General features: G+C 70.6%; 26 protein-coding genes. 10 read left to right on the top strand and 16 right to left on the bottom strand.

The window, feature by feature from the left end:
• Positions 1-6: 6 nt before the first annotated feature.
• The 4 genes from SSP24_RS25515 to SSP24_RS25500 form a co-directional block, all read right to left on the bottom strand.
• On the bottom strand, positions 7-1,233 hold the full coding sequence (locus tag SSP24_RS25515; protein WP_141312033.1) for an RNA polymerase sigma factor: 1,227 nt from the start codon (positions 1,231-1,233) through the stop codon (positions 7-9).
• Between the two features lie 9 nt (positions 1,234-1,242).
• Entirely contained in the window at positions 1,243-1,659 is a 417-nt protein-coding gene (locus SSP24_RS25510; RefSeq protein WP_141312032.1) for a YciI family protein, read from the bottom strand.
• A 97-nt stretch (positions 1,660-1,756) separates the two neighbouring features.
• Entirely contained in the window at positions 1,757-1,984 is a 228-nt protein-coding gene (locus SSP24_RS44285) for a hypothetical protein (protein WP_141312031.1), read from the bottom strand.
• Positions 1,985-2,011: 27 nt separating this feature from the next.
• On the bottom strand, positions 2,012-2,596 hold the full coding sequence (locus SSP24_RS25500) for a dihydrofolate reductase family protein (protein WP_141312030.1): 585 nt from the start codon (positions 2,594-2,596) through the stop codon (positions 2,012-2,014).
• Positions 2,597-2,714: 118 nt separating this feature from the next.
• Here SSP24_RS25500 and SSP24_RS25495 point away from each other — a divergent pair, with 118 nt between their 5' ends.
• Positions 2,715-3,305 carry a TetR/AcrR family transcriptional regulator gene (locus tag SSP24_RS25495; protein ID WP_141312029.1) on the top strand — a complete coding sequence of 197 codons (591 nt, stop codon included), beginning with the start codon at positions 2,715-2,717 and terminating at the stop codon, positions 3,303-3,305.
• Between the two features lie 174 nt (positions 3,306-3,479).
• On the opposite strand, the gene SSP24_RS25490 is transcribed toward SSP24_RS25495, so the two are convergent.
• Positions 3,480-4,655 (bottom strand): family 2 encapsulin nanocompartment cargo protein polyprenyl transferase, encoded by a 1,176-nt coding sequence (locus SSP24_RS25490; protein WP_167529699.1) that lies wholly within the window; start codon positions 4,653-4,655, stop codon positions 3,480-3,482.
• 118 nt (positions 4,656-4,773) lie between these two features.
• The gene (locus SSP24_RS25485) at positions 4,774-6,180 is read right to left on the bottom strand and encodes a family 2B encapsulin nanocompartment shell protein (RefSeq protein ID WP_141312028.1); all 1,407 of its coding nucleotides are present in this window, start codon (positions 6,178-6,180) and stop codon (positions 4,774-4,776) included.
• 304 nt (positions 6,181-6,484) lie between these two features.
• Here SSP24_RS25485 and SSP24_RS25480 point away from each other — a divergent pair, with 304 nt between their 5' ends.
• On the top strand, positions 6,485-7,075 hold the full coding sequence (locus SSP24_RS25480) for an N-acetylmuramoyl-L-alanine amidase (protein ID WP_174864706.1): 591 nt from the start codon (positions 6,485-6,487) through the stop codon (positions 7,073-7,075).
• A 21-nt stretch (positions 7,076-7,096) separates the two neighbouring features.
• A complete protein-coding gene (locus tag SSP24_RS25475; protein ID WP_141312027.1) occupies positions 7,097-7,999 on the top strand; it encodes a 1-aminocyclopropane-1-carboxylate deaminase/D-cysteine desulfhydrase in 903 nt (300 codons plus the stop codon).
• 6 nt (positions 8,000-8,005) lie between these two features.
• On the opposite strand, the gene SSP24_RS25470 is transcribed toward SSP24_RS25475, so the two are convergent.
• Positions 8,006-9,601: a Na+/H+ antiporter gene (locus tag SSP24_RS25470; protein WP_141312026.1), complete on the bottom strand. Its 1,596-nt coding sequence runs from the start codon at positions 9,599-9,601 to the stop codon at positions 8,006-8,008.
• Between the two features lie 61 nt (positions 9,602-9,662).
• On the opposite strand from SSP24_RS25470, the gene SSP24_RS25465 reads away from it, so the two are divergent.
• From SSP24_RS25465 to SSP24_RS25455, 3 genes are all read left to right on the top strand, one after another.
• Positions 9,663-9,923, top strand: coding sequence for a UBP-type zinc finger domain-containing protein (locus SSP24_RS25465; RefSeq protein WP_141312025.1), 261 nt, complete (start codon positions 9,663-9,665; stop codon positions 9,921-9,923).
• A 260-nt stretch (positions 9,924-10,183) separates the two neighbouring features.
• Positions 10,184-10,597, top strand: coding sequence for an ATP-binding protein (locus tag SSP24_RS25460; RefSeq protein WP_015657891.1), 414 nt, complete (start codon positions 10,184-10,186; stop codon positions 10,595-10,597).
• A gap of 17 nt (positions 10,598-10,614) precedes the next feature.
• A complete protein-coding gene (locus SSP24_RS25455; RefSeq protein WP_141312058.1) occupies positions 10,615-11,838 on the top strand; it encodes an RNA polymerase sigma factor SigF in 1,224 nt (407 codons plus the stop codon).
• A 6-nt stretch (positions 11,839-11,844) separates the two neighbouring features.
• Here the strand turns inward: SSP24_RS25455 and SSP24_RS25450 are convergent, their stop codons facing one another.
• On the bottom strand, positions 11,845-12,297 hold the full coding sequence (locus SSP24_RS25450; RefSeq protein ID WP_141312024.1) for a hypothetical protein: 453 nt from the start codon (positions 12,295-12,297) through the stop codon (positions 11,845-11,847).
• A gap of 158 nt (positions 12,298-12,455) precedes the next feature.
• Here SSP24_RS25450 and SSP24_RS25445 point away from each other — a divergent pair, with 158 nt between their 5' ends.
• Both SSP24_RS25445 and SSP24_RS25440 read left to right on the top strand, forming a co-directional pair.
• Positions 12,456-13,424, top strand: a complete 969-nt coding sequence (locus SSP24_RS25445) for a diacylglycerol/lipid kinase family protein (protein ID WP_141312023.1) — start codon at positions 12,456-12,458, stop codon at positions 13,422-13,424.
• Positions 13,425-13,744: 320 nt separating this feature from the next.
• Entirely contained in the window at positions 13,745-14,002 is a 258-nt protein-coding gene (locus SSP24_RS25440) for a WhiB family transcriptional regulator (protein ID WP_003992873.1), read from the top strand.
• Positions 14,003-14,149: 147 nt separating this feature from the next.
• On the opposite strand, the gene SSP24_RS25435 is transcribed toward SSP24_RS25440, so the two are convergent.
• Both SSP24_RS25435 and SSP24_RS25430 read right to left on the bottom strand, forming a co-directional pair.
• On the bottom strand, positions 14,150-15,625 hold the full coding sequence (locus tag SSP24_RS25435; RefSeq protein WP_229865184.1) for a sensor histidine kinase: 1,476 nt from the start codon (positions 15,623-15,625) through the stop codon (positions 14,150-14,152).
• 358 nt (positions 15,626-15,983) lie between these two features.
• Positions 15,984-16,622, bottom strand: coding sequence for a TetR/AcrR family transcriptional regulator (locus SSP24_RS25430; protein ID WP_141312022.1), 639 nt, complete (start codon positions 16,620-16,622; stop codon positions 15,984-15,986).
• A gap of 96 nt (positions 16,623-16,718) precedes the next feature.
• On the opposite strand from SSP24_RS25430, the gene SSP24_RS25425 reads away from it, so the two are divergent.
• Entirely contained in the window at positions 16,719-17,471 is a 753-nt protein-coding gene (locus SSP24_RS25425; RefSeq protein ID WP_141312021.1) for an SDR family oxidoreductase, read from the top strand.
• Positions 17,472-17,545: 74 nt separating this feature from the next.
• Here the strand turns inward: SSP24_RS25425 and SSP24_RS25420 are convergent, their stop codons facing one another.
• On the bottom strand, positions 17,546-18,634 hold the full coding sequence (locus tag SSP24_RS25420; RefSeq protein ID WP_141312020.1) for an SIS domain-containing protein: 1,089 nt from the start codon (positions 18,632-18,634) through the stop codon (positions 17,546-17,548).
• A gap of 197 nt (positions 18,635-18,831) precedes the next feature.
• Here SSP24_RS25420 and nagB point away from each other — a divergent pair, with 197 nt between their 5' ends.
• Entirely contained in the window at positions 18,832-19,617 is a 786-nt protein-coding gene (gene nagB / locus SSP24_RS25415; RefSeq protein ID WP_141312019.1) for a glucosamine-6-phosphate deaminase, read from the top strand.
• Between the two features lie 690 nt (positions 19,618-20,307).
• Here the strand turns inward: nagB and SSP24_RS25410 are convergent.
• The 5 genes from SSP24_RS25410 to SSP24_RS25390 all read right to left on the bottom strand — a co-directional run bounded on the left by SSP24_RS25410 (position 20,308) and on the right by SSP24_RS25390 (position 25,616).
• Positions 20,308-20,859 carry a DoxX family protein gene (locus SSP24_RS25410; protein WP_141312018.1) on the bottom strand — a complete coding sequence of 184 codons (552 nt, stop codon included), beginning with the start codon at positions 20,857-20,859 and terminating at the stop codon, positions 20,308-20,310.
• Between the two features lie 98 nt (positions 20,860-20,957).
• The gene (locus tag SSP24_RS25405; protein WP_141312017.1) at positions 20,958-22,445 is read right to left on the bottom strand and encodes a glycoside hydrolase family 3 protein; all 1,488 of its coding nucleotides are present in this window, start codon (positions 22,443-22,445) and stop codon (positions 20,958-20,960) included.
• Positions 22,446-22,453: 8 nt separating this feature from the next.
• Positions 22,454-23,284, bottom strand: coding sequence for a carbohydrate ABC transporter permease (locus SSP24_RS25400; RefSeq protein WP_141312016.1), 831 nt, complete (start codon positions 23,282-23,284; stop codon positions 22,454-22,456).
• Entirely contained in the window at positions 23,281-24,267 is a 987-nt protein-coding gene (locus SSP24_RS25395) for a carbohydrate ABC transporter permease (RefSeq protein ID WP_141312015.1), read from the bottom strand. The genes SSP24_RS25400 and SSP24_RS25395 overlap by 4 nt, the downstream gene beginning before the upstream one ends.
• A gap of 74 nt (positions 24,268-24,341) precedes the next feature.
• On the bottom strand, positions 24,342-25,616 hold the full coding sequence (locus tag SSP24_RS25390) for an extracellular solute-binding protein (RefSeq protein ID WP_141312014.1): 1,275 nt from the start codon (positions 25,614-25,616) through the stop codon (positions 24,342-24,344).
• Positions 25,617-25,954 lie beyond the last annotated feature (338 nt).

Here is a 25,954-nt window from a genome sequence, read left to right as displayed (position 1 = left end):
GTCACGCTAACGCCTCAGCCGCGCCGCCCGCGCCTGCAGGTACCGCTGCTCCGGCAGGCTCAGTGTCTTTCCGGCCGCCGACTCGTAGGCGGCGCGGGCCGCCTCGTACTCCCCGGTCCGCTCCAGCAGATGCCCCCGCACCGCGTCCAGACGGTGGCCGCCGCTCAGCTCGCCCTCCAGCGCGTCCAGTTCGGCGAGGCCGGCGTGCGGGCCGTGGACCATGGCGACGGCGACGGCACGGTTGAGGCGCTCGACGGGGCCGGGCACCAGGCGGACGAGGATGTCGTACAGGCCGAGGATCTCCCGCCAGTCGGCCGCCCGGGCCGACGGGGCCTCGTCGTGCACGGCGGCGATGGCGGCACGCAGCTGGTACGGGCCCGGGCGGCCCCCGGATAGCGCCCGGGTGACCAGGGCGACGCCCTCCTCGATCGCCGCCTTGTCCCAGCGGGCCCGGTCCTGCTCGTCGAGCGGGATCAGCTCCCCGTGCGGCCCCGTGCGCGCCTCGCGGCGGGCGTCGGTGAGCAGCATCAGGGCCAGCAGACCGGCCACCTCGCCGTCGTCGGGGAGCAGCCGGTGCACCGCACGGGTGAGCCGGATCGCCTCACCGGCCAGTTCGCGGCGCTGGAGGGCGGCGCCGGAGGTGGCCGTGTAGCCCTCGTTGAAGATCAGGTAGAGGGTGTGCAGGACAGCGGGCAGCCGCTCCGCCCAGTTGTCCGGGCGGCCGAAGCGCACGCCCCGCACTTTCTGCTTGGCCCGGCTGATCCTCTGGGCCATCGTCGGCTCGGGCACCAGGTGGGCGCGGGCGATCTCCGCCGTCGTCAGGCCGCCGACCGCGCGCAGGGTGAGGGCGATCTGGGCGGGCGGGGTCAGGTCGGGGTGGCAGCACAGGAAGAGGAGCGTGAGGGTGTCGTCCTCGCGCGGCGCCCGGTCCGGGCCGGGCGGCGGCGCTGTGAACGCGTCGCGCGGGGTGAGCGCCGCCGCTCGCTCCTCCCGTTGCCGCCGCGCCGCCTCACTGCGCAGCGTGTCGGTCAGCCGCCGCGCGGCGACCTTGATCAGCCAGCCCCGCGGATTGTCCGGAACCCCGGCCGAGGGCCACTGCCCGGCCGCCGCGAGCAGGGCCTCCTGTACGGCGTCCTCGGCGGCGTCGAAATGGCCGTACCGGCGCACCAGCGCGCCGAGGACCTGCGGCGCGTGGCGGCGCAGCAGGTCCTCGACCTCGTCGGTGCGGTGCATCGGTGCCGCTCAGCCGATGTCGCCGGCGCCTTCCATGATGGGCCGGATCACCACCGGGTACTCCGGGGCGCCCGCGGGCTGCGGGCAGCGGGCCACCCGCTCGGCGATCTCCGTGACCCGCTCCAGGCTCGCGCAGTCCAGGACCCAGTAGCCGGCCAGCAGTTCCTTGGTCTCGCCGTACGGGCCGTCGGTGATCACCGGCTTGCCGTCGGCGTCCAGTCCGACGAGCCGGGTCTTGGCGGGCTCGGCCAGCCCCTGTCCGTCGACGAGTTCACCGGTCTCGGCGAGGTCGTCGTTGATCGCGCTCATGTACGCGTACATGGCCTGCAGGTCCTGCTCCTTCCAGGCCGGGGAGTGCGCGGAGGCGTTGCCCCGCATCGCCTCGTAGTCCGCCTGCGTGCCCTGCACCATGACCAGGTACTTCATCGTCGTCTCCCTCTGATCGGCCGCCCGGCGTGGGCGGCTCTCACAGGGGACGTCGGAGCCGGCCGGGGATTCTCGACACGCGGTCGGAGTTCTTTTCTCAGGACTTCTTCGCCACGGTTTCGGTTTCGGTCTTCTTCGTGGGGGCGGGCGTCGCCGGCAGCTTGTGCTCGGGCAGGGCACCTTCCGCGGCGTACGCCTCGCACTTGGGGTTCCGGCACGGTCCTGCCACCCACACCGGAACCCACGCGCCCAGCGTCTTGTGGCGCCGGATCACCGTATCGACGGGCTGTCCGCATTCGGGACAGACATGTTCTGTGCTGTCCATGCCCCCAAGCGTAGGGCGGACGGCGGCTCAGCGCTTCCTGCTGTACGTCCTCACGACGGCGCCGTTGCCGAACGTGCGCACCGACCCCAGCGTGAACTCGCCGACCGCGAAGCCGGAGCCGAACATCGGCATGCCGCTGCCCAGCACGATCGGGTACGACTTGATGACGAGTTCGTCGATCTCGTCGATCAGCTCGCCCGCGAGCCGGGATCCGCCGCAGAGGTACACGTCGAACGCGCTGTCCTCGGCCTTCAGCTCGCGGACCCTGCCGACCAGATCCTCGGCGATGATCTCGACCTCGGGGTCGGGCGACTCGGCCAGGGTGCGCGAGGCGACGTACTGGCGCATATGGGCGTACGGGCTGGTGACGCCTTCCTTCAGCGCCAGGTCGTAGCTGGCGCGGCCCTGGATGATCGTGTCGAAGCGCTTGTTCGGCAGGTCGTCGATGCCGAGCGGGCGCCTGCCGTGGGTGGGCATGGTCTCCGGGTATTCCGCCTTGAGGAACTCGAAGTACTCCGCGTCCACGAAGGGGAGCATGGCCGACGCGTCGCCGTCCGGGTCCCCGATGAAGCCGTCGATGGAACAGGCGATGAAGTAGGTGAGCTTTCGCAAGCCGGTCTCTTTTCGTAGGCTGTCGGCCGTCGCTGCAACGACTCCAGTTGTAGTACTTCGACTGTAGTGGTCGCAAGCCAAATTTCCGGGACCGGGAAAGTGGGAGAGGGAATTCCGCATGGCCAGCAACCCTGAGCGCCGGGCCGCGCTCGTCGACGCCGGGGTCGAGGTGCTCGCCCGTGAGGGAGCGCGGGGGCTGACCTTCCGCGCGGTGGACGCGGCGGCCGGGGTGCCGGTGGGCACCGCCTCCAACTACTTCAGCGGGCGCGACGAACTGCTCCGCCAGATCGACGCCCGTGTGCACGTACGGCTCGCACCGGACCCCGCGGTGATCGCCGAACTGATGACCCGGCCGAGGGACCGCTCGCTGGTCACCGCCTTCATGCACGACCTGATGGGGCGCGCGACCCGCGACCGCACGGGCTATCTGGCGCTGCTGGAGCTGCGCCTGGAGGCCACGCGCCGCCCCGAACTGCGCGCCTCCTACACGCGGTCGGTGCGCGCCGATCTGGAGGAAGGCATCGAGTTCCACCGCACCGCCGGACTGCCCGGCGGCGACGAGACCGTCACCGTGCTCTACCTCGCGATGCTCGGGCTGATCCTTGAGCACCTGACGCTGCCGGACGTCCTGGACGGCGTGCTGCCCGGGGTCGATGTGCCGGAGGGGCTCGTGGAGCGGATCGTGGCGACCGTACTGCCGGAGACATGAGCGCGGCGGGCGGCGTCAGCGCGTAACGGCGGGTCCCGCACACCGTGGGGATGTGCGGGATCCGCCGGAGCCGGAACCGGCGGAGTGCGTACGGGGTCAGGAACCGCACGCCCCGCCGGTCCCGGGGTCTTTCTCGGGGCGCGTCGGCGCTGAGGTGCTGCCGCGCGTCGCCGCTCAGGTGCTGCGGCGCGTCACGAACTCGGCGAGGGCGAGCAGCCCGCCCGCCGCCTCCGGGTCGGGAATCGCACGGGACAGCTCGTGCATGGCCCGCGCCATCCGCTCGGACGCCTGGACCTGCGCCCAGTCCCGCCCGCCGGCCCGCTCCACGGCCAGCACCGTGGGCTCCAGGTCACCGCCCGCGTACGGCACCTCGTACAGCTCGGCGAGTTCGACGGCCGCCGGTGTCCCGGAGGCCAGCGCGGCGACCACGGGCAGGGACTTCTTGCGGGCGGCGAGGTCAGCCCCGGCCGGCTTGCCGGTGCGGCTCGGGTCGCCCCATATGCCGATGACGTCGTCGATGAGCTGGAAGGCGAGCCCGGACTCCCGGCCGAACGCGTCCAACGCCTCGACATCGGCCGCGGCGGCCCCGGCGTACAGCGCGCCGAGCGCGCACGCGCACCCGAGCAGCGCCCCGGTCTTGGCCTCGGCCATGGCGAGGACCTCGTCGAGGCTGACCTCGCAGGGCCCGCGCCGCTCCATCGCCGTGTCGGCCTGCTGGCCCTCGCACAGCTCGACGACGCAGGCCGCGAGCCGGGCGGCGGCGGTCGCGGACGCCGGGTGCGGGTCCTCCGCGAGCAGGCGCAGGGCGAGCGCCTGGAGGGCGTCGCCGGCGAGGATCGCGTCGGTGTCGCCGAACACCGTCCACGCGGTGGGACGGTGCCGGCGGGTGGTGTCCCGGTCCATCACGTCGTCGTGCAGCAGCGTGAAGTTGTGCACCAGCTCCACCGCGGCGGCCGCCCGTACGGCACTCGCTTGTGCCCGGGGGCCGCCGAGCGCGGCGGCCGCGGCTAGGACGAGCGCCGGCCGGATCGCCTTGCCCGCGTTACCCGCCGCCGGGGATCCGTCGGCGTGCTCCCAGCCGAAGTGGTAGCGCGCGATCCGGCGCATTGCCCCGGGCAGCGAGTCGACCGCCGAGCGCAGCTCGGGATCCACCATCGCCCGCGCACCCTCCAGGATCACCGCCGCCTCGGGGCCGTCGACCGGTCCCGGACCGCTGTCCGTCTGGGTCGCGATGGAACTCCGCCTTTCCTCTCTGGCCAGGGAGTGGGTGGTCAGGGTCTGGGTGGTCACGGCCTGGGTGGTGGACTGGTGCGTGGGCTGGGTCGTCGACTCGGTCATGGACTCGGTCATGGGATCGAGGTCCCCCCTGGGAGAGTCTGCGGGCAGTGGCGCTTCCGCTCCGGCCGGGCGCATACCCCGAGGTGTACCCGCCCTGACGGGCGGGGACACGACACACGGACCGGGAAGGTCACCGCCAGCGGCCGATCTCGACGTTCTCCAGCACGCCGAGCGCGTCCGGCACCAGAACCGCCGCCGAGTAATAGGCCGTCACGAGGTACTTGATGATGGCCTGTTCGTTGATGCCCATGAACCGCACCGACAGACTGGGCTCGATCTCGTCCGGGATACCGGACTGGCGCAGACCGATCACACCCTGGTCCGCCTCGCCGAGACGCAAGGCGATGATCGAGCTGGTCCGGGCCTCGGTGACCGGGATCTTGTTGCACGGGTAGATCGGGACACCGCGCCAGGTCGGGATGCGGTTCCCGGCGACGTCGATCGTCTCCGGCACCAGGCCCCGCTTGTTGAGCTCACGGCCGAACGCGGCGATCGCGCGCGGGTGGGCCAGGAACATCTTGGTGCCGCGCCGGCGGCTGAGCAGCTCGTCCATGTCGTCCGGGCCGGGCACACCGTCGTGCGGCTGGATCCGCTGGTCGTACTCGCAGTTGTTCAGCAGGCCGAACTCACGGTTGTTGATCAGCTCGTGTTCCTGGCGTTCCTTCAACGCCTCGACGGTCAGCCGGAGTTGCTGCTCGGTCTGGTTCATCGGCTGGTTGTACAGGTCGGCCACGCGCGTGTGGATGCGCAGCACGGTCTGGGCGATGCTCAGTTCGTACTCGCGGGGCCGCGCCTCGTAGTCCACGAAGGTGTGCGGGATGTCCGGCTCGCCCTCGTGACCGGCCGCGAGGTCGATCTCCTTCTCGCCGTACTTGTTGGTGCGCTGCCGCGGAATGGACCGCCGCTGCTCCAGGTGCTCACGCAGCGAGTCCGCGCGCTCGGCGAGCTGCTCGACGTCCTGGCGGGACAGGACGAGGACCGTGCAGGGGGTGATCGCGCGGGCCGTGAACTCCCAGATGGCGTCCGGGTCGAGCAGCGCCTGCTCGCCGAGGTACGCCCCGTCGGCGAGTACGCCGAGGCTCTCGTCGTCGCCGTACGGACCGGGGCCGATCTTCTCCACCCTGCCGTGCGCCAGCAGGTACACCTCATCGGTCTGGTTGCCGAAGTCGGCGATCACCTCGCCCGCGGGGATCTCGCGCTGCTCACAGCGCTGGGCGAGCTCGGTCAGCACCTCCGCGTCCTCGTACGACCGCAGCGCCGGCAGCTCGCCCAGCTCCGCGGGGATGACCTCGACACGGTCGCCGGTCTTCACGAAGGTGATGCGTCCGTCACCCACGGCGTAACTGAGCCGCCTGTTCACTCGGTACGTGCCGCCCTGCACGTCCACCCACGGCAGCATGCGCAGCAGCCAGCGCGAGCTGATCTCCTGCATCTGGGGTACGGACTTGGTCGTGGTGGCCAGGTTCCGCGCGGCCGCCGTGCCGAGACTCTGCTGCGGCTTGGTCTGCTCCGTGCGGACCTCTTCGCCTACCGACATAAGGAATTGCCCTCCCGGTCATGCCCTGGCAGCGGTGTGCGCCGGGCACCGATCTCCGCGAGCAAGCCTTCCATCACACACCGCGTTCGTGCTATTACCCGAACGAGCGGGATTGGATCAACTCCCGCTGGGCACACATGGGTTCCACTTCGAACGGTGTGTGGCCGCTGTGCGACCACCAGCCTGACCGAATCCGCTCGCTCACTGTACGAACGGGCGGTTCCGGTTCCTCGCGATTCGGTACAAGCAGCATGTACGAGGCGGCCGCGACGGGCGGTCGTCGCGCCGCACGAAGGAGGCACACATGGCCTCACCCCTGCCCGCGAACCGTTTCCTCGACTGCCTGCAGGACGAAGGCCTCACCGTTGTCGAGGTGGGCGACTGGAGAGAGCACAACCGCAACCACGTGGGCCCGTGGGGTCCCGTGCACGGCGTGATGATCCACCACACCGTGACCCAGGGCAGCGAGTACACCGTGGACCTCTGCCGGAACGGCTACGACGGCCTGCCCGGACCGCTGTGCCACGGCGTCATCACCAAGGACGGCAGGGTCCACCTCGTCGGCTACGGCCGCGCCAACCACGCGGGCCTCGGCGACGACGACGTCCTGCGCGCGGTGATCGCGGAGAAGGCGCTGCCCCCGGACAACGAGAAGAACACCGACGGCAACCGCCACTTCTACGGCTTCGAGTGCGAGAACCTCGGCGACGGCGAGGACCCCTGGCCCGAGGCCCAGCTGGAGGCCATCGAGCGGGCGGCCGCCGCGGTGTGCCGGCAGCACGGCTGGACGCACCGGTCGGTCATCGGCCATCTGGAGTGGCAGCCGGGGAAGGTGGACCCGCGTGGGTTCACGATGGCCGCGATGCGACAGCGGATCGCCGAGCGACTGAAGTAGCCCGCGGGCGACAATGGCCTGGTGACCAGCCCCGACGCCCTGGCGACCCTGCACCCGCGGCTTCCCTCCCCGGTGCGGGAGGCGCACGACGACCGCTTCGCGCGGCGGGGCGTACGGCTCCTCCTCAAGCGCGACGACCTGATCCACCCCGACCTCATCGGCAACAAGTGGCGCAAGCTCGCGCCCAACCTCACCGCGGCCCATGGCCACACGGTCCTCACCTTCGGCGGCGCGTACTCCAACCATCTGCGCGCCACCGCCGCCGCGGGCCGCCTCCTCGGCCTCGCCACCGTCGGCGTGGTCCGCGGCCAGGAACTCGCCGACCGGCCCCTAAACCCCTCCCTCGCCCGCTGCGTGGCCGACGGCATGCGCCTGCACTTCGTCGACAGATCGACGTACCGACGCAAGACCGAGCCGGACACCCTCGCCGCCCTGCTACGCACGATCGGCGCCGAGGACGCGTACGTGGTCCCCGAAGGCGGCAGCAACTCGCTGGCCGTACGCGGCTGCCAGGCGCTCGGCCAGGAGTTGCGCGGGCAGGCGGACGTCGTGGCGATCGCCTGCGGAACGGGCGGGACGCTGGCGGGGCTGGCGGCGGGGCTGGGCCCCGGGCAGCGCGCGTTGGGCATACCGGTGCTCAAGGGCGGCTTCCTGACCGCCGGCATACGGCACCTCCAGGAGGCCGCCTTCGGTGGGCCGCGCGGCGACTGGCACCTCGACGACCGCTTCCACTTCGGCGGCTACGCCCGCACCACCCCCGAACTCGACTCCTTCGCCGCGGACTTCGAGGACCGGCACGGGCTGCCCGTCGAGCGTCTGTATGTCGCCAAAATGCTGTACGGACTTATGACCCTGGCCGAGGAAGGCGCCTTCGCGCGCGGGAGCACGGTGGCGGCCGTCGTGACCGGCCGGCCCTTTATGTGAACCCGCCTACGTCGCCTCCCGATACGCCGCCGCCTCCTCCAGGTCCAACCGGCGCAACAACGTCCGCAACATCTCGTCGTCGATATAGCGACCGTCGCGCAGCTTCACGAACACCTCGCGCTCGGCGCTGATCGCCTCCCGGGCGAGGCGGCGGTAGGTGTCGTCGGCGGTTTCGCCGGTGATGGGGTTGGGCTGGCCAAGGCGTTCCCAGACGGCGTTGCGGCGGCGCTCCAGGACCGCGCGCAGCCGGTCGGCGAGCGGCTCGGGCAGGGCGTTGCGCTCGTCGGCGAGGAGTTCGTCGAGGCGTCGCTCGGCGGCGAGGGACGCCTGGGCCTGGGCGTTGGCCTCGGCGAGCGTCTCGGCCTGGGCGTCCCGGCCGGGCAGTTTGAGCAGCCGGATCAGCGGGGGCAGGGTGAGGCCCTGGACGACGAGGGTGCCGATGACCGTCGTGAAGGTCAAAAAGAGGATCAGGTTGCGGCCGGGGAAGGGCTCGCCGCCCTCCACGACCTGCGGGATCGAGAACGCGATGGCCAGCGAGACCACGCCCCGCATCCCGGCCCAGGAGACGATGAACGCGCCCTTCCAGGTGAGGTTCGCCTCCCGTTCCCGGATCCGCTCCGACAGCATCCCCGGCAGGAGGACCGACGGGTACACCCACACGAACCGGGCCGCGACGACCACCAGGAAGACGGCGAGCGCGTACCAGGCGGTCTCCAGCCCCTCGTACTCCCCCAGTCCTTCGAGTACCACGGGCAGTTGGAGGCCGATGAGGGCGAACACCGCCGACTCCAGGACGAAGGCGACCATCTTCCAGACCGCGCCCTCCTGGAGGCGGGTCGCGAAATCGACCTCCCACGCGCGGTGTCCGAGGTACAGGGCGACCACGACGACCGCGAGGACACCGGAGGCGTGCACCTCCTCGGCGACGGCATAGGCGACGAACGGGATCAGCAGGGAGAGGGTGTTCTGGAGGAGGGGCTCCTTGAGGTGGGTGCGCAGCCAGTGGATCGGCACCATGAGGACGAGTCCGACGCCGATGCCGCCGATCGCCGCGAGCAGGAACTCGCCGATCCCGCCGGCCCACGTGGCGCTCTCGCCGACGGCGGCCGCGACGGCGACGCGGTAGGCGGTGATCGCGGTGGCGTCGTTCACCAGGGACTCGCCCTGCAGGATCGTGGTGAGCCGGGACGGCAGTCCGACCCGGCGGGCGATCGCGGTCGCCGCGACCGCGTCCGGCGGCGCCACCACCGCACCCAGCACCAGCGCCGCGGTCAGCGGCAGCCCCGGGACGATCACATAGGCGGCCCAGCCGACGACGAAGGTCGCGAAGAGCACGTACCCGACCGACAGCAGCGCGACCGGCCGCAGCTGTGCGCGCAGGTCGAGGTAGGAGCTCTCGGTGGCCGCGGTGTGCAGCAGCGGCGGCAGGATCAGCGGCAGCACGATGTGCGGGTCGAGGTGGTAGTCCGGCACTCCGGGCACGTACGACACCGCGAGGCCGACCGCGACCAGCAGCAGCGGCGCCGGCACGGGGGTGCGCCGGCCGGCCGCCGCGATCGCGGCACTGCCCGCCACCAGCATCAGCAGTGGCATCACGTCCATGGTTCTCGCCCGCCTCGTTTTTCCGCGCGGCCTTCCGCACGCCCGTCGTAACCTGGCAATCATGAAACAGTGCACGCATGCCGACGCGCTGCCGCACCCGGAGCCCGGTGCCCTCACGGACACCTGCCCCGAGTGCCTGGCGGACGGCTCGCATCCGGTGCAGCTGCGACTGTGCCTCAGCTGCGGTCATGTCGGCTGCTGCGACTCCTCGCCGGGCCGGCACGCGACGGAGCATTTCAAGGAGTCCGGTCATCCGGTGATGAGGACGTTCGAACCGGGGGAGAATTGGCGATGGTGTTTCGTGGACCACGTGCTCGTGTGACCGGCTCGTGACCTCCCGGCCCGACGGTTCGAGCGTCTGACGTGTGGGTACGTCAACCCGGCGCGCGCTCTTCCCAATTGGGGGCGCCCACCCTCTAGCCACTGTGCGTATTCATGTGTTTACTATGAGTGACAGCAAGGGGTTGGGGTCCCGGGGACAGGTAGGTTCCGAGCGCGGTAGCGTCACCGCTGAACACACATCGCGTTACCCCGAGGGGCGACCCTCGGCCCCGTAGAGCTTGTACCACCTTGGAGGTGAGGGTGTCCCAGATCGCAGGCGAGCCCGCGACCCAGGACTTCGTGGAAGTCCGGCTGCCGGCTGCGGGTGCCTACCTGTCGGTGCTGCGGACGGCCACGGCCGGCCTCGCGGCCCGTTTGGACTTCACCCTCGACGAGATCGAGGACCTGCGCATCGCGGTGGACGAGGCCTGCGCGATCCTGCTCCAGCAGGCCGTGCCCGGCTCGGTGCTCAGCTGTGTCTTCCGGCTCGTCGACGACTCGCTGGAGGTCACCGTCTCGGCGCCCACGACCGACGGTCACGCCCCTTCGCGGGACACCTTCGCCTGGACCGTGCTGTCCGCCCTCGCAGGCAAGGTCTCCTCCGCCGTGGACGACGACAAAACCGTTTCGATCAGCCTCTACAAACAGCGCGGCGCGGGACCCGGGCCGGCGTGAGGAACGGGGACGGGCCGGTGCGGGACGAAGAGCGCGGCACACGGGAGCTGCCGCCGGGGGTGCCCGGAGGCGCCCCCGGCGCGAGCGGAGCCGAGAGCTTGGGGGACGGTCCGAGCGGTGCCCGTCGCATGACGGACGGCATCGACGGCATCCCCGAGCAGGCACGGCCGCACCCGGAGGACGGCTCCGACGCGTCGGAGGCCGGCTTCCTGGACGATGGGCAGCGGGATCAGGAGGGTGCCGTGCAGAGTGCGCCTCTGGAGCTGCGGATGGGGGTGTCCCCTGTCCATGGGGGTCCTCCCGCTCGAGCGAAGTCGAGAGTGGGGGAGGAGACGAGGGCTCGGGGAAGGGCGACGGGCGGGACGATGAGCGAGCACGAGCGATACGCGGAGCAGGACGTGCAGGAGGTGCCCGACGCGCAGCACGACACGCCCGGCACGCCTGACACGGCGGCCGCGCGCGGCGCACAGCCCACGCAGCACGATCCGCAGGACCGCAGCGGTGCGCGCGCCCTGTTCGTGGAGCTGCGCAAGCTGAAGGAGGGCAGCCCGGAGTACGCGGAGCTGCGCAACCAGCTGGTCCGGATGCACCTGCCGCTCGTCGAGCACCTCGCGCGCCGCTTCCGCAACCGCGGCGAGCCGCTGGACGACCTCACCCAGGTCGCCACCATCGGCCTGATCAAGTCGGTCGACCGCTTCGACCCGGACCGCGGCGTGGAGTTCTCGACGTACGCGACCCCGACGGTCGTCGGCGAGATCAAGCGGCACTTCCGTGACAAGGGCTGGGCGGTGCGCGTGCCGCGCCGGCTGCAGGAGCTGCGCCTGTCGCTGACCACGGCGACCGCGGAGCTGTCGCAGTTGCACGGCCGCTCCCCCACGGTCCACGAGCTCGCCGAGAAGCTGGCGATCTCGGAGGAGGAGGTCCTGGAGGGCCTGGAGTCCGCCAACGCGTACTCCACGCTGTCCCTGGACGTCCCCGACACCGACGACGAGTCCCCGGCCGTCGCCGACACCCTCGGCGCGGAGGACGAGGCGCTGGAGGGCGTGGAGTACCGCGAGTCGCTCAAGCCGCTGCTGGAGGACCTCCCGCCGCGCGAGAAGCGGATCCTGCTGCTGCGCTTCTTCGGCAACATGACCCAGTCGCAGATCGCGCAGGAGGTCGGCATCTCGCAGATGCACGTCTCCCGGCTCCTGGCCCGGACGCTGGCGCAGCTGCGGGAGAAGCTGCTGGTCGAGGAGTAGTCGGCGCTACTTCTCCGCGTTGCCGGGTCCCCGGATTCCGAGGGCCCGGGTCGTCTCGGGGTTGAGCAGCAGGACCAGGGACGCGACCGCGACGGCCGCCAGGGCGATGCCGCCCGGGATGGCCATGCTGTCGGCCTGGAGCAGGTTGTAGGCCACCGGCAGCGAGATGATCTGCGTGATGACGGCCGGGCCGCGGCTCCAGCTGCGCCGGCCGAGCAGCCCGCGCGCGGCGAGCAGCGGCAGCAGCGCGAGCACAATCAGCGTGACGCCGCCCGTCACGGCCTGCTGCCGGTCGTCCGGGTGCCCGGTCAGTCCGAGTACGAGGATCCAGATGCCGCCGACCACCAGCGCGAGCCCCTCCAGCGCGGCCAGCGCCGCCGCCACGGTCAGCCGGACGGGACGGGGGCCGGCCTCTGCGGCGGCCTCGGAAGCGGGGGTGGGGTTCTGCTGAGAGCTCACCCCAGAAGGGTAGCCCTCGGGTTCCCGAAGCCCCGGAAGGCCCCGTGGAAGGCCCCGCGCACGGCTCCGGTCACCCGTGTCCAGGCTCACGCCTCGATCTCCCGCCGGATCCCGGTCCGGCCTGTGCCCGGTACCACCCAGTAGGTACCCTGCCAGTCATGCGTGCACTTCTCGTGGTCAATCCGGCGGCAACCACCACAAGCGCACGTACGCGCGATGTCCTGATTCATGCGCTCGCCAGTGAGATGAAGCTGGAGGCGGTCACCACCGGGTACCGCGGGCACGCGCGCGACCTGGGCCGGCAGGCCGCGGAGAGCGACGACATCGACCTCGTGGTCGCCCTCGGCGGCGACGGCACGGTCAACGAGGTCGTCAACGGCCTCCTGCACAACGGCCCCGACCCCGACCACCTCCCCGGCCTCGCCGTGGTCCCCGGCGGCTCCACCAACGTCTTCGCCCGCGCCCTGGGCCTGCCCAACGACGCCGTCGAGGCCACCGGCGCCCTGCTGGACGCGCTGCGCGAGGGCAGCGAGCGGACCGTCGGACTGGGTCTGACCTCGGGCACGAAGGGCACCGAGGACGAGGCGGTGCCGTCCCGCTGGTTCACCTTCAACGCGGGACTCGGCTTCGACGCCGGCGTCGTGGGCCGGGTCGAGCAGCAGCGCGAACGCGGCCGGAAGTCGACGCACGCGCTCTACGTCCGTCAGGTGCTGCGCCAGCTGCTGGGCGAGCCGAGCCGCCGGCACGGCCTGATCACCCTGGAGCGGGCGGGCGAGGACCCGGTGACGGATCTGCTCCTGTGCATAGCGTCGAACACCGCCCCCTGGACGTTTCTCGGCAATCGCCCGATGTACGCCTCGCCCAAGGCGTCGTTCGACACCGGACTCGATGTGTTCGCCCTCAGCCGGATGTCGACGGCCGCGGTTGCCCGGTATGGCACCCAGTTGCTCACTTCGTCCCCCGAGCGCGGACCCCATGGCAAGCACGCCGTCTCCCTGCACGACCTGAGTGAGTTCACCTTGCATTCGAAGGCGCCACTGCCCCTTCAGATGGACGGTGACCACCTCGGGCTGCGTACCAGCGTGACGTTCACAGGCGTACGCCGTGCACTGCGTGTGATTGTGTGAGCAGAAGGGGCTAAAGTCCTTTCACTCGAACGTTTAGGCCAGGATCCACCCCATGGAAGTACGGCTGTGACCTAGTCGACACCGAGGAATCAAAAAAAACTTTCCGGAAGGGGTTGTATCCGCCGCCGAGGTTTGCGAGTCTCTACATGGCGATCGGGACGGCCCGCAACACCGGCCTCCACAGATCACCGGAACCCCTCTTCACACCAAGGACCACGCCGGGGAAGACTCGGCGGTCGGCCCTTCACTTGTTGAGGGATTCGTGAAAGCGTTCACATTCACAAGCAATCTTCACGTAATACCAAGGAGAGGTAGCAGCCATGGACTGGCGTCACAACGCCGTTTGCCGCGAGGAAGACCCCGAGCTCTTCTTCCCCATCGGCAACACCGGTCCTGCGCTGCTGCAGATCGAGGAAGCCAAGGCCGTCTGCCGTCGCTGCCCGGTGATTGAGCAGTGTCTGCAGTGGGCGCTCGAGTCCGGCCAGGACTCCGGCGTCTGGGGTGGTCTCAGCGAGGACGAGCGCCGCGCCATGAAGCGCCGCGCCGCCCGCAACCGGGCCCGTCAGGCCTCCGCCTGATCTACCCACCCCGCGTGACAGCCTGAGCTTGGCGGCGCGTACAGCGAGTACGCATCTCCCGCCCCCGAGCCGCAGCGCGCAGTACCCCCGATGCGCACTGACCCCGGACCGTTCCTACGGTCCGGGGTTCTTTGCTGTGCGCGTGCGTCACTTCTGTGCGCGCACCGGGATGTCGAGGATGACCCGCGTGCCGCGCTCCGGTGCCGGGACCATGTCGAACGTACCGCCCAACTCGCCCTCCACCAGCGTCCGTACGATCTGCAGGCCGAGGTTTCCTGAGGTGCGCGGGTCGAAGCCCTCGGGCAGGCCGACTCCGTCGTCCTGGACCGTGACCAGCAGGCGGGCCTCCTTCGTCGTACCGCCCCGCACGGCCGACACCTCCACCGTGCCGGTGTCGCCTTCGCGGAAGCCGTGCTCCAGGGCGTTCTGCAGCACCTCGGTGAGCACCATCGACAGCGGGGTGGCGACCTCGGCGTCCAGGATGCCGAAGCGGCCGCTGCGCCGGCCGGTGACCTTGCCCGGGGAGATCTCGGCGACCATCGCCAGCACCCGGTCGGCGATCTCGTCGAACTCCACGCGCTCGTCCAGGTTCTGAGAGAGCGTCTCGTGCACGATCGCGATCGAGCCGACCCGGCGTACCGCCTCTTCGAGGGCCGCGCGGCCGCGCTCGGACTCGATGCGCCGGGCCTGGAGGCGCAGCAGCGCGGCCACGGTCTGGAGGTTGTTCTTCACCCGGTGGTGGATCTCCCGGATGGTGGCGTCCTTGGTGATCAACTCGCGCTCGCGGCGGCGCAGTTCGGTGACGTCCCTCAGCAGGACGAGGGAACCGATGCGGGTGCCCTTGGGCTTGAGCGGAATGGCCCGGAACTGGATGACCCCGTCGTTGGCCTCGATCTCGAACTCGCGTGGCGCCCAGCCGCTCGCCACCTTGGCCAGCGCCTCGTCCACCGGGCCCCGGGTCGGGGCGAGTTCGGCGGTCGTACGGCCGAGATGGTGGCCGACGAGGTCGGCGGCGAGGCCCATGCGGTGGTAGGCGGACAGCGCGTTCGGGGAGGCGTACTGGACGATGCCGTCCGCGTCGAGCCGGATCAGGCCGTCGCCGACGCGGGGCGAGGCGTCCATGTCGAGCTGCTGGTTCGCGAAGGGGAAGGCACCGGCCGCGATCATCTGCGCCAGGTCCGAGGCGCTCTGGAGGTACGTCAGCTCCAGGCGGCTCGGGGTGCGCACGGTGAGGAGGTTGGTGTTGCGGGCGATGACACCGAGGACGCGGCCTTCCCGTCGTACCGGAATCGACTCGACGCGGACCGGGACCTCCTCGCGCCACTCCGGGTCGCCCTCGCGCACGATCCGGCCCTCGTCCAGCGCCGCGTCCAGCATGGGGCGGCGGCCGCGCGGGACGAGGTGGCCGACCATGTCGTCCTGGTAGGAGGTGGGGCCGGTGTTGGGCCGCATCTGGGCGACGGAGACATAGCGGGTGCCGTCGCGGGTGGGGACCCACAGGACCAGGTCGGCGAAGGAGAGGTCGGAGAGCAGCTGCCACTCCGAGACCAGCAGATGGAGCCACTCGAGATCGGAGTCGTCGAGGGCGGTGTGCTGGCGGACCAGTTCGTTCATGGAGGGCACGTCTGCGAGCGTACCTGGGGGTTTGTGCAGGTCCTAAAAGTGTCTGGACGGGGCCGAAAACACCCGCGGGCCGCGGCGCCTGGGAGGGACCCTCAACCCTCCCGGCACCGCAGCCCGGAGCAACATCGGCCGTGGGGTGTGCGGTCCCGGTCGGCCGAAGGATGAGGAGCCGGGGCAGTCAGGGCAGAGAGCACCGGTTCCTCGATCCGCCTTCCTGTGCGGGGAAGACGGAGGCTCTTCGTTTCTACGTCGCCCTGCACGCATTGTGGACTAGACCACTACCCGTGTCCATGCGTTGGGGGCGGTTTGTTGTTGAAGACTGTGTGGAGTTGGCGCTTCGCAGCCTAACCCGCCTGGCTCACGTACGGGGCCAGATGGCCATGGCAATTTCCGCGAGAGCCTCCAGTTCTGCGCGGCTCGCGCCGTCGCGCGCCTGTTGGGACATGCCCTGGATCATGGCGCCGGCGTGACGGGCCAGGGCGGCGGCGTTGGTGTCGGGTGGGAGCTCGCCTGTGGCGATGTCCGTTTTTATGCGGTTTTCGAAGGCCGCGATATTGGCGTTGCGCCGGGCTCGCAGGGACTGTTCGACCTCTGGGGTGGTGCAGTTGGCTGCGGCGTGGATGACGAGGCAGCCGTGCGGATGCCCGGGTTCCGTGTACTGGACGGCGGCTTCACGCAGGGTCCGTTCAACGGCGGCCCGGGCGGTGGGCTCCTCGGCGAGGGCGCGCTCGGTGAAGAAGCCGTATCTCGTGCCGTACTCCTGGACGACCTCCTCGAAGAGGGAGCGCTTGTCGCCGAAGGCCGCGTAGAGGCTGGGGGCGCCGATGTCCATGACACGGGTGAGATCGGAGACGGAGGTGGCCTCGTAGCCGTGTTCCCAGAAGGCCATCAGGGCCTTCTCCAGCGCGGTCGCGCGGTCGAAGGAGCGGGGGCGACCACGTGGCCTGCCCTTCGCCTTGCTCTCCCCGGCGTTCCCGGTCTTCGGACTGTTCACCATGGAGGGCATTTTATAGCGGGCACTAGAGAAATGTCGGCGGGGTGTTGTACGGTCTTTCTGTAGCGACCGCTAGGAAAATACGAAGGGGGCGGCGGCATGGGCGTGCTCACGGGCAGGACGGCGCTGGTCACGGGCGCGAGCAGGGGCATCGGGCGAGGAATCGCCGAGCGGCTGGCGCGGGACGGCGCGCGGGTCGCGGTCCATTACGGCAGGAACGAGACGGCGGCGAAGGAGACGGTGGCCGCGATCGAGGCGGCGGGCGGCGCGGCGTTCACGATCGGCGTGGAGCTGGGGCTGCCGGGGGACGTCGAGGCACTGTGGGCGGAGTTCGACCGGCACGCCGACGGACTGGACATCCTCGTGAACAACGCCGGGATCGGGAACACACGCCCGATCGACGAGATCACGGAGCAGGAGTTCGACAGGGTCTTCGCGGTGAACGTGAAAGCGCCGTTCTTCATCGTCCGGCACGGCATGGCGCGACTGCGGGACGGCGGCCGGGTCATCAACGTCTCGTCGGGGCTCGCCCGGACCGCAGTGATGCCGGACAACATGGCGTACGCGATGACGAAGGGCGCGCTGGACGTCTTCTCCCGGGACCTTTCCAAGGTGCTCGGCCCCCGGGCCATCACGGTGAACTCGGTGGCGCCCGGGATCATCGACACCGACAACACGGCGGGGCTGCTGTACGGAACCGAGGGCGGGTGGGCGCAAGCCGCCGCGATATCGGCGCTCGGCCGGGTGGGCGAGACCGCCGACGTCGCGGATGTGGTGGCTTTCCTGGCCTCGGGTGGGGCGCGGTGGGTGACAGGGAGCTGGGTGGACGCGACCGGGGGTTCGCTGACGTAGGTGTTCCCCTTGCATGCACTCGCCCCCTTGCATGCACTCGCCCCCCTGCATGCGCTCGCGCCCGTCGTGATCTCTCAGCGCGTCTCCGTCACCTTCGCCAGCGCGCGAGGGGCGTCCGGGTCCTGGCCGCGGGCGATGGTGACCTCGTAGGCCAGGAGCTGGAGCGGGATGATCTCCAGGATGGGCTGGACCTCCTCGGCGACGTCCTCGGTGGGCAGGACGAAACCGGCGGAGGCGCGCTCGACCTCGCTCCTGGGTCCGATGACGACCAGGTCGGCGCCCCGGCCGCGCAGCCGGTCGAGTACGGGCTCGAGCGCCTCGCCTCCCTTGCCGTCGGTGACGACCGCGATGACCGGGGAGACGTTGTCGACCATGGCGAGGGGACCGTGCAGGAGGTCGGCGCCGGAGTAGGACAGGGCGGGGATGTAGCTGGTCTCCATGAGCTTGAGGGCGGCTTCCTTGGCCGTTGGGTAGCCGTAGCCGCGTGAGGTGATCACCATGCGCTCGGCGAAGCGATAGCGGGCGGCGAGGGCGCGGACCTCGTCGTGCCGGGCGAGCAGGCGCTCGGCGAGGCCGGGCAGCACCTTGGCCGGGGCGCCGTCGCCGCCGCGCAGGCCCTCGACGAAGAGGTAGAGCGCGAGGAGCGAGGCCGTGTAGGTCTTGGTCGCGGGGAGCGCCTTCTCCGGTCCGGCCAGGATGTCGATGTGGTACTCGGAGACGCCGGCCAGCGCGGAGTCCGGGTTGTTGGTGACGGCAAGGGTGATCGCACCGGCCTCGCGGGCGGCCCGAGTGGAGGCGACCAGGTCCGGGGAGCCGCCGGACTGGCTGACGGTGATGACGAGGACGTCGGTGAGGTCGGGGCGGGCGCCGTAGGCCGTCGTGGTGGACATGGAGGTGAGGCCGCAGGGGAAGCCGACTCGGACTTCGAGGAGGTACTTGGCGTAGAGAGCGGCGTTGTCGGAGGTGCCGCGGGCGGTCAGCAGGACGAAGCGGGGTGTGCGGGCGGCGATGTCCTGGGCCACCTGGCGGATGGCGGGGGCGCCCTTGTCCAGGATCCGGCGCAGTACCGCCGGCTGCTCGGCCATCTCCCGCGCCATGATCCGGCCGGGGACCTCGCTGTGGGGGGCGTGGGGGTCGTGAGGGTACGGGGTCGTGGCGGTCATGTGGGTTCCTCTGCGTCTCGGCCCTGTCTCCTGACAGCACCATTCCACTCCCCCGCCCCGGCTCCCGCCTCCGCAAGCATGCAGCCTTCGGCTTGTCTTCACCTGGGTCCGAGAGGGCCGCTCTGTTAGATTGGTCTAAACCACATGGCCCCTTCCGGGTGCCCTTCGAGTCCCCTCTTCAGATCGGCAGGCCCAGCGTGGAAGTTGTCATCGTTCCCGACGCCAAGGCGGGCGGCGAGCTGATCGCCGAGGCCATGGCGCAGCTGCTCAGACGCAAGCCCGACGCACTGCTCGGCGTGGCCACCGGCTCGACGCCGCTGCCCATCTACCAGGCGCTGGCGGCCAAGGTGCGGTCCGGCGCGGTGGACGCCTCGCGGGCGCGGATAGCGCAGCTCGACGAGTACGTGGGGCTGCCGGCCGAGCATCCGGAGTCGTACCGGTCGGTGCTGCGGCGGGAGGTGCTGGAGCCGCTCGGGATCGGGATGGACGCGTTCATGGGGCCGGACGGTACGGCCGAGGACATTCCCGGTGCGTGCGAGGCGTATGACAGGGCGCTGGCCGAGGCCGGTGGCGTGGATCTGCAGTTGCTCGGGATCGGGACGGACGGGCACATCGGGTTCAACGAGCCTTGCTCCTCGCTCGCCTCACGGACCCGGATCAAGACGCTGACCGAGCAGACCCGGATCGACAACGCGCGGTTCTTCGACGGCGACATCGACCAGGTCCCGCACCACGTCATCACGCAGGGCATCGGGACGATCCTGGAGGCGCGGCACCTGGTGCTGCTGGCGACGGGTGAGGGGAAAGCGGACGCGGTCGCGGCGACGGTGGAGGGGCCGGTCGCGGCGGTGTGCCCGGCGTCGGCACTGCAGTTGCATCCGCACGCCACCGTGGTGGTCGACGAGGCCGCCGCGTCCGAGCTGAAGCTGGCGGACTACTTCCGGCACACGTACGCCAATAAGCCGGAGTGGCAGGGGATTTAGCCGACGGGGCGTGGCGGGCGCCGGACTGGTGGGTCCTGGTGGTGACCGGGGCCGGTCTGTCCTTGGCCGGGCGGTCTATTGCTGGGCCCGTCTGTCGCGACCGGACCGGTCTGCCGTGGCCGGGGCCGCGAGCTGGCTGGGCCGGTCTGCCGTGCCCGGGACCGGCCTTCCGTCGCCGGGACGAGCCGCCGCGTCCCGGACGGGTGCCGCCGCCGGGACCAATCTGCCGCACCGCCGGGACCAGTCACCACGCCCCAGACCGGCCAGCCGCCACCGGAACCAACCGCCGCGCCCCGGACCGGCCTGCCACCGCCGGGACCAGTCAGCCGCCGCTGGGACCAGCCGCCGGGACCAGTCACCACGCCCCAGACCGGCTTGCCACCACCGGAACCAACCGCCGCGCCCCGGACCGGCCTGCCACCGCCGGGACTGCTCAGCCGCGGCCGGGACCGCTCAGCCGCCACCGGGACCAGCCCCGGGACCCGTCACCGCGCCCCGGACCGACCTGCCGTCACCGGCACGGGCCGCGACGCCCCGGACCGGTCAGCCGCCACCGGGACCAGTCACCGCGCGCCCCGGACCTGCCTGCCACGCCCGGCACCCGTCACCCCGCCGCGGACCGCCCAGCCGCCCCCAGGACCGTTCCGCCGCGCCCGGCCCCCGCACCAGCCGCCCCCAGCCACATACGCCTCACAAAACCAACACCAGCACCCCCGCCAGCACACCCAAGCCCAGTGCCACGAGGAACGGGATCCAGCCGCCGTCCCGCCAAGGGAAGAAGGTGTCGAGGGAGAGGCGGCCGGGGCCCGCTGCGGCGATGGTGAGGGCGGCGACGCAGAGGAGCAGGGGGTATGCGAACGACGGGGGCCCGGCAGGCCACAGGCTGTACTCGGGTGCCGACGCCATGGCGTTGATCATTACCCCGACCGTGGCCGCCGCGGCGAGCGGGGTGAGCAGCCCGACGGCCAGGCCCAGGCCACCGAGGACCTCGGAGGCTCCCGCCAGCCCGGCGAAGAAGGCGCCCGGCTCGTACCCCTGCTCGGCGAAGGCCTTCCCCGTGGCGTCGAGACCCGGCCCGCCGAACCAGCCGAACAGCTTCTGCGCGCCGTGACCCGCCAGGATCACGCCCACTGCCAGTCGGAGGAGAAGCAGTCCCACGTCGGCGGCGCCCACCGCTCGCGGCGGCGGTCTCATGCCGACGGCCGCGGAGGACCGGCTTGATCGTTCAGTGGGGGGTGTCATCGCGGCATCACCTCCGGGCAGAGCCCTCGGTGCGGTCTCACCCTTCCGATCCTCCTCTCCCCGGGAGAGGACGTCCAAAGGAGAGGACCCCGCAGCTCTCACACCCCGGCGATGACCTCCGCCGCCGCCCGCCCGCACACCCGCGCAGCGCCGTATGTCGCGATGTGCAGCGCGCCCCGGGGAGCGGCCTGGGGGACGCCCATCTCGACCACGATCGTGTCCGGGCGGGCACACAGGAGCGTGTCGAGGGCCGTCGCCATCCACGGGTGCCGGTGTTCGTCGCGGACAACCGCCACGATGCGGCACTCCCCCGCCGCCGCCAGGGCCGCGCCGCCCGCGTCGTCCCCCATGAACGTGCCCGCCTGCGTGCCGGGGAGCAGGGCGGTCAGCTCCGCCGCCACGCCCCAGGGCGTCTCCTCACCGACGGCGATGTTGGCGACCGGGGTGAGCGCGGCGACGTAAGGCGCCTCGGTGAGCGGCGTGAAGGTGTCCGCCGCCGTCACCCGCAACGCCCGTCGGGCCGCCCGCAGACCCACCTCGCTGTCGGCGCCGCCCAGGTCGGCAGCCTTCGCCGCGGAGGCCGTCCAGGCCGCCAGCCTGCGGACCCGTGCCGCCGCGTCCGCCAGCCGCTCCTCGGCGAGTTCACCGGCGCGCACCGCCGCCACGAGGGCGTCGCGCAGGCGCCGTACCGTCTCGTCGTCGGCCAGGCCGCCGCCCACACAGATCGCGTCGGCGCCGGCCGCGACGGCGAGGACGCTGCCGCGTTCGATGCCGTAAGTGGCCGCGATGGCCTGCATCTCCATGCCGTCGGTGACGATCAGGCCGTCGTAGCCGAGGTCGCCGCGCAGCAGTTCCGTGAGCACCTTGCCCGACAGCGTCGCCGGGCGGTCCGGGTCCAGTGCGGGGACGAGGATGTGGGCGCTCATCACCGCCCGTGTGCCCGCCGCGATCGCCGCGCGGAACGGGGCCAGTTCCCGGTCCCCGAGCACGGTCGGGTCCGCGTCGATGCGGGGCACGGCGTGGTGGGAGTCGACGTTCGTGTCGCCGTGGCCGGGGAAGTGCTTGGTGCAGGCCGCCACTCCCACCGACTGCAGGCCGGTGACGTAGGCGGCGGCGTGCCGGGCGACCAGTGCCGGGTCGGCGCCGAACGACCGTACGCCGATGACCGGGTTCCCCGGGTTGGAGTTGACGTCCGCCGACGGGGCCCAGTTGAAGTTCACCCCGCAGGCCGCGAGGCGGCGGCCCAACTCCGCGGCCACCTCCCTCGTCAGTTCCACGTCGTCCACCGCGCCGAGGGCGTGGTTGCCGGGGAAGGAGGAGCCCGTCCGCACCTCCAGGCGCGTGACGTCACCGCCCTCCTCGTCGATGGCGACCAGGACGTCGTCCCGTTCCGCACGCAACTGGGCGGTCAGGGCGGCGAGTTGCTCGGATGAGGAGATGTTGCGGCCGAACAGGCCGACGGAGGCGAGGCCCTCGCCGAGGCGGCGCAGCAGCCAGTCGGGGGCCGCGGTGCCGGTGAAGCCGGGCTGGAGGACCGTCAGCGCGTCACGTGTCAGTGTGTCGGTGTCGCTGGCGAATGTGGTCATCGAGGGCGTTATCCCTTCACCGCGCCGGCGGTCAGACCACTGACGGCCCTGCGCTGCAGGAAGACGAAGAGTATGAGGATCGGGATCGCGAACAGCGAGGACGCCGCCATGGTCGCGCCCCAGTCGTTGCCGAAGACGCTCTGGAAGCTGGTCAGCCACAGCGGCAGCGTCTGGGCCTCGATGTCCTTGTTCAGCACCAGGACGAGGGGCAACTCGTTCCAGGCGGTGATGAAGCCGAACATCGAGGTGGACATCAGGCCCGGCGCGAGCAGCGGCAGGATGACCCGGCGGAAGGCCTGGACCCGGGTGCAGCCGTCGACCATCGCGGCCTCCTCCAGCTCCCTCGGCACGGCGGCGACGAAGCCGCGCAGTGTGAGGATGGTGAAGGGCAGGATCATCATCATGTAGAAGGCCGTCAGCGGGACGAGGCTGTTCAGCATCGAGGCGTCCCGCACGATCATGTACATCGCGATGATCATGACTTCCCAGGGCGCCATCTGGGCGACCATGAAGCCCACGACGAAGCCGCGCCGCCCCTTGAACCGCATCCGCGCCAGGGCGAACGAGCCTGCCAGCGCGATGATCAGCGAGAAGACGACGGCGAGGACGGTGACGGTCAGCGAGTTGGTGACGAACGTCCAGAAGTGGTCGGCGTCGGTCGCCGTCCGGAAGTGCTCAAGGGTCACGTCGGTCGGGAACCAGACCGGGTCCTCCGAGATGATGTCGCCGGTCGGTTTGAAGGCCGTCGCGAACATCCAGTAGACGGGGAAGACGCAGCCGATGAACAGGACGACGGCCGTGACGTTGGGCCACAGGCGGCCGAAGAGCGAGCGCTTCACAGCTCGTCCTCCTCTTGCTTGAGCACGATCCGCAAGTAATAGGCGGTGAGGGCGAGCAGGATCAGGATGGTCAGGACCGCGATCGCCGCGCCCATGCCGTAGTGCTGGTTGCCGACGCCCTCGATGTAGGCGTAGACGGGCAGGATCTCGGTGAGCCGGTCGGGGCCGCCGCCGTTGATGGTGAAGACCTGCACGAACGCCTTGAAGACCCAGATGATCTCCAGGAAGGTCGTCGCGTAGAGGAACGGCCGCAGGAACGGCAGCGTCACCGTGGTGAAGCTCCGCCACGCGCCGGCGCCGTCCAGCGCGGCGGCCTCGTACAGCTCGCCCGGGATCGTCGTGGTCGCCGCGTACAGGTTGATCGCCACGAACGGGATGGACATCCACACGATCAGCACGGTCACGACGAAGAACGTCGACATCTGGCTGCTGGTCCAGCTGTAGTCGGCCATCGAGTGCCAGCCGAGCTTGTCCAGCACCCAGTTGACGACGCCGAAGCGCTGGGCGAACAGCCACTGGTAGACGGTGGTCGCGGCCACCACCGGCATAGCCCAGGCCAGCACCAGCCCGATCATCAGCGTCACCCGCATCCGCCTGCCGAGGCGGGCCAGCAGCAGGCCGACCAGCGTGCCCAGGACCATGATCAGGACGACGTTGGCCGCCGTGAACAGGATCGAGCGGAGGGTGACCCGCCAGAAGTCCTCGCCGGTGAGGACCTCCTTGTAGTTGTCGACGCCGTTCCACTCGGTGACGTGCTGGATCAGCTGCGCCATGTTGAGGTTCTGGAAGGACAGCAGGACGTCCTTCAGCAGCGGCCAGCCGAGCAGCAGCACGGTGGCCGCGCAGGCGGGCAGCAGCAACAGGTACGGGGCGAACGCCCCGAGGCGTGCCGCGGCGCGCGGCCCGGGCCCGCCGGAGTCCGGGCCGCCGGGTTTCACCACATCCACCGGACCGGAGGGCGGCCGTTCGGTCTGCACGGTCATGCTCGCGATCTCTCTCTCGACCTACGTGGAGCACGGGGGTGGCAACCGCATGACGGCTCCCACCCCCGATGCGCTCAGCTCTCCTGTGACAGCCGCTTGTTGAACTCGTCCTCGACCTGCTGGGCGGCCTCGGCCGGGGTCTTGCCGTTCAGCACGGCGGTCATGTAGGTCTTGATCGGGTTGGGCGCGTTCTCGACGGCGGCCCACTCCGGGATCAGCGGCGTGGTGCCACCGCCCGCGGCGGCCGGCGCGGCCGCCTCGGCGACGACGTTGCCCTTCAGGTTGGTCTGCAGCGACTCCTTGTTCGGGATGACGCCGTTGAGCTTGGCCAGCTGACCCTCGTGCTCGTCGGACAGGGCGATCTTCAGGAACTCCTTGGCGAGCTCCTGCTTCTGGCTGCCCGCGGCGACCGCGAGGTTGGAGCCGCCGAGGAAGACGCCCTCGGGCTTGTCGGCCGTGGCACCGGGGATCGTGAAGTAGCCGATCTGCTCCTCGATCTTGGGGTTGGCCTCGATCGCGATGCCGGACTCCCAGCCCATCGCGATGATGGCGCCGACGTTGCCCTTGGCGAAGACCTCGCCCTGCTGCGGGGTGGCCTCGTCCTTGTCCTTGGGCGCCTTGGACAGGGCCTGGAACTTCTTGTACGTCTCCATGGCGGCGGCGACCTTCGGGTCGTCGAGGTTGGAGACGTACTTGTCGCCCTCCTTCTTGACCAGTTCGCCGCCCTCGCCGACCACCAGGCCGACGAAGTGGTACCAGTTCTGGCCGGGCAGGTAGATCGGCTCGGCGTCGGTCTTCTCGCCGATGGTCTTCAGGGCGTCGTAGAACTCGTCGCGGGTCTTGGGCGTGTCCTTGATGCCGGCGTCGGCCCAGACCTTCTTGTTGTACATGACGACGCGGTTGGCGAAGTACCACGGCACCGCGTACTGCTTGCCCTCGAAGACCGAGGAGTTGTTCAGCGACTCGGTCCACTCGCCGCCGATCTCGGACTTCAGGTCCGCGAGGTCGGCGAGGCCGCCGGTCTTGGCGTAGGCCGGGGTCTGGGTGTTGCCGATCTCGAAGACGTCCGGCGGGTTCTCCTCGGACAGGGCGGTGGTCAGCTTCTGCTGGATGCCGTTCCACTGCTGGATCTCGAACTTGACCTTCGCCTTGGTCTTCTTCTCGAAGGCGGCGGCGACGTCCTTCTGCCACTGGTCCGGCGAGGAGCCGTCCATCACCCACACCGTGAGCGTCTGGCCCGCGTAGCCGTCCGCCCCGGCCTTGCCCTCGTCGCCCTTGTCGCCCCCGCACGCCGCGATGGAGACCATCATTGCCGCGACACCGATCGCGGATATCAGCTTGCGCTTCACGCCACCCTCCTCAGGGATGCCACACCCCCCTGCCCATGGGCCGGGACCTGGACCAATGGTGTAGACCAGTAGGGGGAGCTTGGACCAGACCATGGAGGGTGTCAAGGGCGCTCGAAGGGCCTTGACCAGCCGTTATGGGACCTACATATGCAGGAACCTTTAAGTAAGAAGCCCTCGAAAACACCGGCCGAGCGAGGCACACTGCCACTAGACCACTCAAGCTGTGGACTAGACCAAAACAGAAGGCGACGGTATACAGAGGGATCACGCAACGTACGGAGGACATGCCAGTACGCTGCCGTGCCACGATGTGAGCCGCATACGCAGCCCGGGAAGGC

Source organism: Streptomyces spinoverrucosus, from assembly GCF_006539505.1.
Lineage (GTDB): Bacteria > Actinomycetota > Actinomycetes > Streptomycetales > Streptomycetaceae > Streptomyces > Streptomyces spinoverrucosus.
Note: the sequence above shows the minus strand (reverse complement) of the source record. Positions and strands in the feature narration are given on the sequence as shown.